Origin of the sequence: Arthrobacter sp. Br18 (genome assembly GCF_000520555.1) — a bacterium.
Lineage (GTDB): Bacteria > Actinomycetota > Actinomycetes > Actinomycetales > Micrococcaceae > Arthrobacter_D.
The window spans coordinates 23,879-34,384 of sequence record NZ_KI914861.1 but is presented as its reverse complement, the minus strand read 5'-3'; the positions used below and the strand labels follow the sequence as shown (position 1 = coordinate 34,384).

Genomic DNA, 10,506 nt, shown 5'->3' with positions numbered 1-10,506 from the left:
AGGACGGCCGCCGGCCCCGCCGCGCCGCGCCGGGGCGGCACCATCACTGCCGGGGCGCGACATCCCGACCGAGACGCCGCTGAAGCGGCACGTCCTGCGCATCGCAGACGGCACCCCAGACCCGCCGCGGGTCGATTCCCGCGGACAGTGCGTCAAGCGCCGTCCTGTCCCCCAGCTCATCCAGAACCAGGTCCGCGGCGAGCGTGCGCGAGTAGGTGTCCCCGAACTCGTCATTCATTCGCCTCCAGAAGTCGCTCAGACGCATCCGGTGTCCTTTCCTCCTGCAGATAGTCGGTAGGTCCGGCGCACCCGGACCGGCATTCTTCGGATCCACGACGATTCCTTCGCCGGTTGGGACCGGGGTTTCGCGAGGAAGTTTCCCGCAACGCACCGCCCGGGAATCCGGCCGGGGCGTTCGTGGCGGCTGCTGCCGAGTCGGGCGGATACCTTCCCTCGGAGCCCCATAGCGGAATGCGGGGGTCTGAACCCTAGAATAAGCGACATGGAAGCCCAGCCCGCAAGTACCGATTCAGACGTAGATACCGCAATCGAGGCGCTCGAGCAACAACTCAGCATGCTCTGGAGGCGTGCCCGTTCCAACTCCTACAAGGTAGCGCGCCGGGTCCACCCGGACATGGAGCCTGCGGCCTACGGTTTGCTCGTGATCCTGCAGCGGGAGGGCTCCATGCGGCTGACGGACCTCGCTGCGAGCATCGGCGTGGGTAAACCGTCGGTGAGCCGGCAGATTGCGATGCTCGAACAGCTGGGCCTCGTCCAGAAGGAAGCTGATCCGCTGGATGGACGGGCGCAGGCGATTTCCCTGACGCCGTCGGGCACCCGGCAGCTCGTGACCGCGCAGACAGCGCGGAAGCAGGCTTTCCACCAGCTCATGGAGGACTGGGACGTGACTGATCTCACCCAGCTGGGAAACCTGATCGCCCAGCTCAACTCCACCTACACCAAGGACAACTGGTAGGGATTCCAGCGGGTAGGGATCCCGGCGGAAATACAGGAAGCCCGCCCCCACGGGACGGGCTTCCTGCACACGAGGAGCGCCTACCGGTTGGTGGCGGCGAGTCCCCGGCGAAATTCGTTGGTGAGGTCGTCGGGCAGATTGTCCTCGAACTCGCGGGAGAATTCCTGTGGGATGGTATCCGGGATCGAAACACCCTCTGCCTCTGCGAGACGATCGCTGACTTCCCGCAGCATCAAGGACAGGGGAACGTCCAGGGCGCCGCAGATGGATGAGAGGAGTTCAGATGAGGCTTCCTTCTGGCCGCGCTCCACTTCGCTCAGGTACCCGAGGGAAACCCTCGCACTGTGGGACACCTCCCGGAGAGTCCTGCCCTGGCGCTGGCGGACATCCCGGAGGACGTCCCCGATCTCATGGCGTAGAACCACCATTTTGCGCTCCTTGGGCTTGCGTTGTGCATCATCTGCCAGCCCCACATCACGCCAACGGATCACACCGTTTACGGATACGGGTTGCTTTGCCATCGGTATGCCTTGCTCCCTCATAAGTGCGGCGCCGCCCAGGGGGCGATGCCGCGGAAATAGTGACCGGCCCGGATGTCTTGAGCTCTAGTCGTCAACCTTATCAACGGCGGACACTATCCATAACTAACCCGCCGCATCTTTTGTTCCCATGGACAGCGCGGCTGCGAGCAGTTTCAATGCGGCGCCGCAGGATTGCTGGCGGATCTCCCCGCGGTTCCCCGAGAACCGGAATTCCTCCACGCGGGTGCCCGAGGCCGAGGCAACCGCGACGAACACTGTTCCCACCGGCTTGCCGTCGTGCGGCTCGGGTCCGGCGGCTCCGGTGGTCGACACCGCAAGATCGGTATCCATCAGGATCCGGACTCCCACGGCCATCTGGCGGGCCACCTCCGCGTCCACCGACCCGGCCTCCGCCAGGAGCAGCGGGTCGACCGCGAGGACGCGCTCCTTGATGACGTTGGAATATGCCACCACCCCGCCCTTCAGCATCCCCGAAGCTCCGGGAACGCCGGCGAGGGCCGCGGCCACCTCGCCTGCCGTCAACGATTCAGCGGTGGCAACAGTCAGGCCTGCCCGCAGAACCTGTGCGACCACGTCGTCAGGCGTCATGCCGCAGAGGAAGGCGGCGATTTCGCCGCTGAGCGCAGCCGGCGTGCCTGGAGAACGTAGTCGACACCCGTGACCACCGTCACCACCAGGGCGGCGCCCATCACGGCTGCGGCAGTCCACCAGGCCCAGTCGCCGAGAACCGCCTGCAGCGGAAGGAGGAACAGCAGGATGGCGACGGTCTGGATGACCGTCTTCAGCTTCCCGCCCCGCGAGGCCGGCATCACGCCGTAGCGGATCACCGCGAACCTCAGGACGGTGACACCGAGTTCCCGTCCGAGGATCACGAGGGTCACCCACCACCACAGCTCCCCGAGCACGGACAGCAGGATCAGGGCCGACCCGATCAGGAGCTTGTCGGCGATCGGATCCGCGATCTTCCCGAAGTCGGTGATCAGTCCGCGGCTGCGCGCAAGGTCGCCGTCGAGCTTGTCCGTATAGATCGCGACGGCGAACGTGGCGACCGCCAGCCAGCGGAGGAATCCGCCCTCGCTGTTGTCGGCCAGCAGGAACCACACGAAGAAGGGGACCAGCAGGATCCGAACGACGGTCAGGACGTTCGCAATGTTCAGAACCGGTACCGGCAGGGCTGGAGTGTTCGTCACACGACAAGGCTACCTGCCGGTGAGGTTCCAGGCGTCCTCGTTCCCGTCGTCGTCGTCGCTTCCCGAGCTTCCGTCCGCGTAGTCCAGGGCCTGGGTGCGTGCCGCCAGGTCATCGGCCACGAGGTCCACCGGAGCAGGGGGACGCGGGGTCGGAGGCGCCGCCGGGGCGGTCGCCGGCTCGTCGCCGCGCATGGCGGCGAGGACCGGCGCGAGATCGTCGGGCTTGACGAGCACATCGCGCGCCTTCGACCCTTCGGAGGGCCCCACCACCCCCCTGGACTCGAGGAGATCCATCAGGCGGCCGGCCTTGGCGAACCCCACGCGGAGCTTGCGCTGGAGCATCGACGTCGAGCCGAACTGGGTGGTGACCACGAGCTCGGTGGCCTGCAGCAGGACGTCGAGGTCGTCCCCGATGTCGTCCTCGACCTGCTTCTTCGGCGCCTCCACCGCCACGTCCTGGCGGTAGACGGCCGACAACTGGCCCTTGACGTGCTCCACGACGCGGTGGATCTCCGATTCAGTGACCCACGCACCCTGGACGCGCATCGGTTTGGAGGCGCCCATGGGCAGGAACAGCGCGTCGCCCTGCCCGATGAGCTTCTCCGCTCCCGGCTGGTCGAGGACCACGCGGGAGTCAGTGACCGACGACGTCGCGAAGGCCATGCGCGAGGGCACGTTCGCCTTGATGAGTCCCGTGACGACGTCGACCGACGGCCGTTGCGTGGCGAGCACGAGGTGGATGCCGGCGGCGCGGGCGAGCTGGGTGATGCGGACGATCGAATCCTCCACGTCGCGTGGCGCGACCATCATGAGGTCGGCCAGCTCGTCCACGATCACCAGCAGGTAGGGGTACGGGCGCACCACGCGCTTGGAGCCCTCGGGCGGGATGATCTTGCCGTTCCGGACGGCCTTGTTGAAGTCGTCGATGTGCTTGTAGCCGTAGTTCGCGAGGTCGTCGTAGCGCGTGTCCATCTCGCGGACCACCCACTGCAGCGCCTCGGCGGCTTTCTTCGGGCTGGTGATGATGGGCGTGATGAGGTGCGGGACGCCCTCGTAGGCGGTAAGTTCCACGCGCTTGGGATCGACCATCACCATGCGGACCTCATCGGGCGTCGACCGCATGAGGATCGAGGTGATCATCGAGTTCACGAAGGAGGACTTGCCGGCGCCGGTGGCACCAGCAACGAGCAGGTGCGGCATCTTGGCGAGGTTCGCGACCACGAAGCCGCCCTCGACGTCCTTGCCCACGCCCATGACCATCGGATGGTCGGTCTTCCGGGCGTTGCCGGAGCGCAGCACGTCTCCCAGGGAAACCGTTTCGCGGTCCGTGTTCGGGATCTCGATACCGATGGCCGACTTGCCGGGGATGGGCGACAGGATGCGGACGTCCGAACTGGCGACGGCGTAGGAGATGTTCTTCGACAGCGCTGTGACGCGCTCCACCTTAGTGCCGGGCGCGAGTTCGATCTCGTAGCGCGTCACTGTCGGTCCACGGGAGAAGCCGGTGACCTTCGCGTCGACGTGGAACTGGTCCATGGTGTGGGTCAGCGCCGCGACGACGGCGTCGTTGGCTTCCGAGCGCTCCTTGGGAGGCGTGCCGGCAGGGAGGTAATCCGACGGTGGCAGGGTGTAGGTGACGTCCCCGGCCAGCTGGAGCTGTTCGGTCCGCTGGGGGATCGGAGTGGGAGGAGCCTGAGGCTGCACCGGCGTGGACGGCACGATCAGTGCCTTCGCCGCAGGGACGACGTCGATGGCCTCGGTGGCGCCCTCCGGTATCCGCTCCGGCGTTGATTCGGGAGCCCGGGCCGCGGTCGACCCGATGCCCTGCGCCTGCTTGATCTTCTCGGCGGCGAGTTCCTGCTGCGTAGGTCGGCGCATGCCGGCCGGTATCTGCGCTTCGGCTTCGCGCGCCTTCCGCTCCTCGTCCTCGATCACGGCGCGTTCGAAGGCTTCATCGCCCACGTACCCGTCGGCGTCGGCGTCATACGGCTGTTCGGTGCGGTCCTTGCCGAAGAAGCGCTTATTCTTCTTCGGCGTCGATCTGGCCGTGGAGCCGTGCGCCTCGTAGAGGTAGCTCTGGTCGTGGTTGGACCCGGTCCCGTCGTCGGCGGAATCACGGTCGATGAGATCCTGGCCCATCAGGTGCTCGTAGAGCGTCCGGAGCCGGCGCGGGATGTGCCGCAGGGGCGTTGCCGTGACGATGAGCGTTCCCAGGAGGACTGCGAGGGCGAGGAGAAAGTACACGGGCCAGATAGTGAGGAGCCCGCTCAGGGGCCCGGCGGTGAGGAACCCCACCACGCCCCCTGCCCGCCAGAGCGGATCGAATCCTTCGGACAGGCCCGGCCTGCCGCCCACCAGGTGGGCGATTCCCGAACCGGCGAACAGGATGACCAGCTGGCCGATGGCGATGCGGTTGTTGGCGCGGTGCTGCTCCGGATAACGGAACAACCGGACGGCGCCCACTAGCAGCAGAAAGGGAACCAGCAGCGCCATCCACCCGAAAGTGCCGCCGGCCACCGCATGGACACCGCGTGCGAGCGGACCCGTCAGGGCCCACCATTCCACTGCGGCAACGGCCATGGCCAGCAGCAGGAGGAAGAATCCGGTGCCGTCGCGGCGGGTGTCCCGTTCCGGATCGACGTCGTGCCCGAACTTGCGAACGCCCGATCCGGCGAGGCCGGCGACGCCCATCCATGCGCCGCGCACGGCCCTGAGCGGCAGCGAGGGCCTCTCCTCGGGATACTCCGAGGGGGAAGCGGCTTTCTGCCCGGTCTTTCGCCCGGTCTCCTGCTGGGGGCTCTGGCTGGTGCTCTGCCTGGTCTTGGGGGTGCTCCTGGCCGGAGTGGGACGCGCAGCGGCAGGGGACTTCTTGCTGCGCGACTGCTGCGGCCCCCGGGGGGCAGGGGAAGTACGGGTGGCCATACCGTCAACGGTACCGGATCCGGTGCCTGCTTCCCGGGATCTACGCTGCCGTCCCGGGAATCCGACGTTGTGGGCGGGATGGGCCCGCTGGTTGACCTTCCGGCGGACTACGCCTCGAGGATCACCGGAATGATCATGGGACGGCGGCGGTACCTGCGGTTGACCCAGGTGCCGATCATCCGGCGCACCACCTGCTGCAGCTGGTAGGTGGTGTGGTCCCGATTGTTCCGGACAGCTTCCTCGAGGGCCTTGCTGAGCTGCGGCGTGATCTCATCGAATACCGAATCGTCCTCGGCGAACCCCCGCGCGTGGATGTCGGGGCCGGAGACGATTTCCCCCGTGGTGCGGTTGACCACGGTAATGATGGAGATGAACCCCTCCTCGCCGAGGATACGGCGGTCCTTGAGGTCGGCGTCGGTAATTTCGCCGATGCTGGCACCGTCCACGTAGACGTAGCCGCATTCGACGGCGCCGACGATTCGCGCCGTGCCGCTCACGAGGTCGACCACGGACCCGTCGTCCGCGAGCAGGACGTTCGCTGCCGGAACACCGGTCTGTTCGGCGAGGCGGCCGTTGGCGATGAGGTGCCGGGTTTCGCCGTGCACCGGCATCACGTTGCGGGGGCGGAGTATGTTGTAGCAGTACAGCAGCTCCCCCGCCGCGGCATGACCGGAGACGTGCACCTTCGCGTTGCCCTTGTGGATGACGTCGGCACCCAGTTTGAGCAGCCCGTTGATGACCCGGAAGACGGCGTTCTCGTTTCCCGGGATGAGTGACGACGCCAGGATCACGGTGTCGCCCTTCCCTACCGAGATCCGGTGGTCGCCGTTGGCCATCCGAGAGAGGGCCGCCATCGGCTCCCCCTGGGATCCCGTGGACATCAGCACCACGCGGTCGTCCGGCAGGTCGTCGACGTTCTTGATATCGACGAGGATGCCCTCGGGCACCCGGAGATAGCCGAGCGACGCCGCGATGCCCATGTTGCGCACCATCGACCTGCCCGCGAAACACACGAACCGCCCGTGCGCTTCCGCGGCGTCGATCACCTGCTGGACGCGGTGCACATGGGAGGAGAAGGAGGCCACGATGATGCGTTTCGTGACCGAGGAGAACAGGGTCTTCAGGACCGGGCCGATCTCGCGCTCCGCCGTGGTGAAGCCGGGAACGTCGGCGTTGGTGGAATCGACCATCAGCAGGTCGACCCCCTCCTCGCCGAGCCGCGCAAAGGCACGGAGGTCGGTAATCCTGCCGTCAAGCGGCAACTGGTCCATCTTGAAGTCGCCGGTGTGCAGCACCGTGCCCGCGGCCGTGCGGATGAAGACGGCGAGGGCGTCGGGGATGGAGTGGTTGACTGCCACGAACTCACACTCGAACGGCCCGAACTGCTCGATCTGCCCCTCGGAGACGGTCAGCGTGTACGGCCGGATGCGGTGTTCCTGCAGCTTCGCCTCGATCAGGGCAAGGGTGAGCTGGGATCCGACAAGCGGGATGTCGGCCTTGAGCCGGAGGAGGTAGGGGACAGCGCCGATGTGGTCTTCGTGGCCATGGGTCAGGACGAGCCCCACGATGTCGTCGAGCCGATCCTCCAGGTAGGAGAAATCGGGCAGGATGAGGTCGACGCCGGGCTGGTTCTCCTCCGGGAAGAGGACCCCGCAGTCGACGATCAGGAGCTTTGCCTCGATCTCGAACACGGCCATGTTCCGGCCGATCTCGCCGAGCCCGCCGAGGGGGATGATCCGCAGCGTGCCAGGCTCGAGCGCCGGCGGCCGGGCCGGCTCAGCGCCCGCGGCCGGAGTCACGCGTCCGACCGCGCCACGTCCTCGCCGGGCGTACCCCGGTCGAGATCCCAGCCGGCTTCCGCCAGGTCAGCGAAGACCCCGTCCATCTCGGCGGCGGTCGGCTCCACGAGGGGAAGCCGCACGACGGCGTTCGGCAGGACGCCCTGCAGCTTCAGGATCTGCTTCGCCGACACCGCTCCCGGGATATGCGTCATCACGGCCCGCACGACCGGGTCGAGTTCGAAGTGGATGCGGCGCGCCTCTGCGTAGTTCCCGCCCGCTGCGGCGTCCACCAGCGCCCGGAATGCGGCGGTTGCCACATGCGCGCTGACACTGACCACTCCGACGGCGCCGGCGGCCATCCACGGCAGCGTCAGTCCGTCGTCGCCTGAATAGACGTCCAGGCTCGTGTTGGCCAGCACCCGTGTCACCGCCGCGTAGTCGGCCTTCGCGTCCTTGAGCGCTTGGATGGACGGGTGGTCGGCGAGGCGGATCATCGTCTCGGTGGTGATGGGGATGCCGGAGCGGCCCGGAATGTCGTAGATCATGATCGGCAGGTCACTCGCGGCGGCGACGGCGGCGAAGTGCGCCAGCACGCCTGCCTGGGTGGGCTTGTTGTAATAGGGCGTCACCACGAGTTGGGCGTCGGCACCGGCCCGCGCGGCCCGCTTCGCCATCTCCACCGAATGTGACGTGTGGTTGGTGCCGGTCCCGGCAATGACCTTGGCCCTGCCGCCCACGGCCCCGGCCACCACCCGGAACAGCTCTTCCTTCTCCGAGTCCTCGAGGGTGGAGGTCTCGCCCGTGGTTCCGGATACCACCAGCCCGTCGCAGCCGTCATCCACCAGCCGGGATGCGAGTGCCGCGGTCGCGTCATAATCCACAGCACCGTTCTCGGTGAAGGGTGTCACCATGGCGGTGACCAGGGTGCCGAACGGAAGGTTTCTGGGTGTGGTCTCGGGCATGGGTGAAACGTTACCCGGTCTGGCGTCGGTTTTCGGTGTCAGAAAGCAGGACGAGTGCGGCTTTCCCCGCGCCGGTTGGGTCGATGCCGGCATTCCCGGGGTTGCTGCCATGGCGCTGTGAGAACATCGGATGATGTCCACCCAGTCCGCCTCGCGGCGTCTCAGCGGTATCGATGCTGCGCGCGGCATTGCGCTCTTCGGCATGATGAGCACCCACGTCTTCCCGTTGTATGTGCCCGGCACCGCCAGCGCCACCTGGATCGCCCTTCTGTTCACGGGGCGCGCTTCGGCCTTGTTCGCCGTGGTGGCAGGAATCGGCCTCGCCCTGCTGACAGGAGGCAGTTCACCCCGCACGGGGCGCAGTCTCTCGATGGATCGGCGGGGCATTGCCGTCCGGGCAGCCATCATCCTGCTGGTGGGTCTGGTGCTGGGCGGCGTGGAGACGAACATCGCCGTCATCCTGTTCCACTACGGGATACTGTTCCTGCTCGCTCTGCCCTTCACGGGCCTGCGCCTGCCCGCGCTCGCGGCGTGGGCGCTCGGGTGGACGGTGCTGTCACCTGTTGCGGCCTTCCTCGTCCGCCCCTGGATCGAAACCGCGGTGCTTCCTACCGACGTCGGCGGCAATCCCATGTTCGAGCACCTCCTCGTGCCCTCAACCCTCCTCGCGGACATCCTGGTGACCGGGTACTATCCGGCGCTGCAGTGGCTGAGCTACGTGCTCATCGGCATGGTGATCGGCCGCCTGCGGCTCGCGGGCCTCGGAGTGCAGTGCGCCCTGGTGGCGGTGGGGCTTGCGGCGGCAGTCGGCACGAAGCTGATCGGCTCCTACCTGCTGGGACCGGCGGGCGGCCTTGCCGCGCTGCTGCGGACGCCGGAGGCAGCCGGCTATCCGCTCGAGGCCATGCTCGACGTCAGCGTGCGGCAGATCGGTCAGGGCACGTCGTGGTGGTGGCTGGCCATCGGCACCCCGCACTCGGGGACGGTGCTCGACCTCGCTCACACGGCGGGGTCGGCAGCGGCGGTCGTCGGCGTCTGCCTGCTGCTCACCCGACGGAGTCCTCGTGCCCTGCTGCCGCTGTCAGCTCCCGGTTCGATGACCCTGACGCTGTACGCCCTGCACATCAGCATCATGAGCTGGGCCGATCAGCTGCTTCCCGTGCCCGAGCCGTCCGCCGTCTTCTGGTTCCAGGCCCTGGCCTTCGTTGCCCTGGGGATCGTCTTCCACCGGCTCAACACGCGTGGACCGCTCGAACTGCTGACGTCGGGTGCGTCCCGTGCCGCACGCAGCGGGCTGACACCGGAGGCGGGCAGGGGCGCCGGGCGGACCGGAAGCTAGGCCGTGTCGCAACGTCGCCGGACGCTCCTTCACGCAGCGGCGGCCGCGCCACCCGCTCCGACACACGCGCCTCTACCGCGGGGGAGCCCTTCGCGCGATCACCATCCGGCTCGACGAACGCGGAGGCGCGCCCGGCCGGTCGGGCGGGTCAGAGGGTGTCGGGAATGGCGCGGCCCGGGAAGAGCGTGGCGTACTGTCGCCGATACATCCTGCGTCCGACAAGCCGGTAGGCGAGGCGGACCGGTGCGGGAATTTCCCTGAACATCTCTTCCCGATCCCCGGACGGATTCGAGGCCAGGACCATCCCGAGATAGGCAACCAGGAACTTCTTGTCGAACTGCTTGATCCCGTGCTGTCCGACCGCCTGTCCTTCCTTCTGGGTCAGCACCCTGTCGGCGACAGGCATCACCTCAGTGACCTCGCGGCGCAGGTGCACGTTGAGAACGGCGGACAGGTCCAGGTAGCGCCCGGCGAGTACCTCGCCGGTCCCGGGGTCCGCCGTCTCCATCCAGCGCAGGCGGATCGGCTCAAGCCGGTAGGCGAGGCGGACCGGTGCGGGAATTTCCCTGAACATCTCTTCCCGATCCCCGGACGGATTCGAGGCCAGGACCATCCCGAGATAGGCAACCAGGAACTTCTTGTCGAACTGCTTGATCCCGTGCTGTCCGACCGCCTGTCCTTCCTTCTGGGTCAGCACCCTGTCGGCGACAGGCATCACCTCAGTGACCTCGCGGCGCAGGTGCACGTTGAGAACGGCGGACAGGTCCAGGTAGCGCCCGGCGAGTACCTCGCCG

The 10,506-nt window shown here is 67.4% G+C and carries 10 protein-coding genes and 1 pseudogene; 3 read left to right on the top strand and 8 right to left on the bottom strand.

All coding sequences use genetic code 11. From position 1 onward, the window contains the following. Positions 1 to 43: 43 nt before the first annotated feature. Positions 44 to 265, bottom strand: coding sequence for a DUF3046 domain-containing protein (locus tag Y704_RS0109140; protein WP_026549899.1), 222 nt, complete (start codon positions 263 to 265; stop codon positions 44 to 46). A 237-nt stretch (positions 266 to 502) separates the two neighbouring features. On the opposite strand from Y704_RS0109140, the gene Y704_RS0109135 reads away from it, so the two are divergent. After that, entirely contained in the window at positions 503 to 976 is a 474-nt protein-coding gene (locus Y704_RS0109135; RefSeq protein ID WP_026549898.1) for a MarR family winged helix-turn-helix transcriptional regulator, read from the top strand. Positions 977 to 1,056: 80 nt separating this feature from the next. Here the strand turns inward: Y704_RS0109135 and Y704_RS0109130 are convergent, their stop codons facing one another. From Y704_RS0109130 to dapA, 6 genes are all read right to left on the bottom strand, one after another. Next, positions 1,057 to 1,497 (bottom strand): helix-turn-helix domain-containing protein, encoded by a 441-nt coding sequence (locus Y704_RS0109130; RefSeq protein WP_026549897.1) that lies wholly within the window; start codon positions 1,495 to 1,497, stop codon positions 1,057 to 1,059. Between the two features lie 123 nt (positions 1,498 to 1,620). Next, positions 1,621 to 2,106 carry a CinA family protein gene (locus tag Y704_RS0109125; protein WP_035772151.1) on the bottom strand — a complete coding sequence of 162 codons (486 nt, stop codon included), beginning with the start codon at positions 2,104 to 2,106 and terminating at the stop codon, positions 1,621 to 1,623. Further along, positions 2,103 to 2,708 (bottom strand): CDP-diacylglycerol--glycerol-3-phosphate 3-phosphatidyltransferase, encoded by a 606-nt coding sequence (gene pgsA, locus Y704_RS0109120; protein WP_026549895.1) that lies wholly within the window; start codon positions 2,706 to 2,708, stop codon positions 2,103 to 2,105. The genes Y704_RS0109125 and pgsA overlap by 4 nt, the downstream gene beginning before the upstream one ends. Before the next feature lie 9 nt (positions 2,709 to 2,717). Beyond that, positions 2,718 to 5,630 (bottom strand): FtsK/SpoIIIE family DNA translocase, encoded by a 2,913-nt coding sequence (locus tag Y704_RS0109115; RefSeq protein WP_026549894.1) that lies wholly within the window; start codon positions 5,628 to 5,630, stop codon positions 2,718 to 2,720. A gap of 107 nt (positions 5,631 to 5,737) precedes the next feature. After that, positions 5,738 to 7,429 (bottom strand): ribonuclease J, encoded by a 1,692-nt coding sequence (locus Y704_RS0109110; RefSeq protein ID WP_026549893.1) that lies wholly within the window; start codon positions 7,427 to 7,429, stop codon positions 5,738 to 5,740. After that, positions 7,426 to 8,373 carry a 4-hydroxy-tetrahydrodipicolinate synthase gene (gene dapA / locus Y704_RS0109105; protein WP_026549892.1) on the bottom strand — a complete coding sequence of 316 codons (948 nt, stop codon included), beginning with the start codon at positions 8,371 to 8,373 and terminating at the stop codon, positions 7,426 to 7,428. Before dapA ends, Y704_RS0109110 begins: the two co-directional genes overlap by 4 nt. Here dapA and Y704_RS25555 point away from each other — a divergent pair. Then, positions 8,372 to 8,494 carry a hypothetical protein gene (locus Y704_RS25555; protein WP_275451059.1) on the top strand — a complete coding sequence of 41 codons (123 nt, stop codon included), beginning with the start codon at positions 8,372 to 8,374 and terminating at the stop codon, positions 8,492 to 8,494. The two genes, dapA and Y704_RS25555, sit on opposite strands and share 2 nt — an antisense overlap. A gap of 12 nt (positions 8,495 to 8,506) precedes the next feature. Next, on the top strand, positions 8,507 to 9,712 hold the full coding sequence (locus tag Y704_RS0109095; RefSeq protein WP_026549891.1) for a heparan-alpha-glucosaminide N-acetyltransferase domain-containing protein: 1,206 nt from the start codon (positions 8,507 to 8,509) through the stop codon (positions 9,710 to 9,712). 148 nt (positions 9,713 to 9,860) lie between these two features. On the opposite strand, the pseudogene Y704_RS25200 reads toward Y704_RS0109095, so the two are convergent. After that, positions 9,861 to 10,506, bottom strand: a pseudogene (locus Y704_RS25200) (hypothetical protein); the annotation flags it as partial.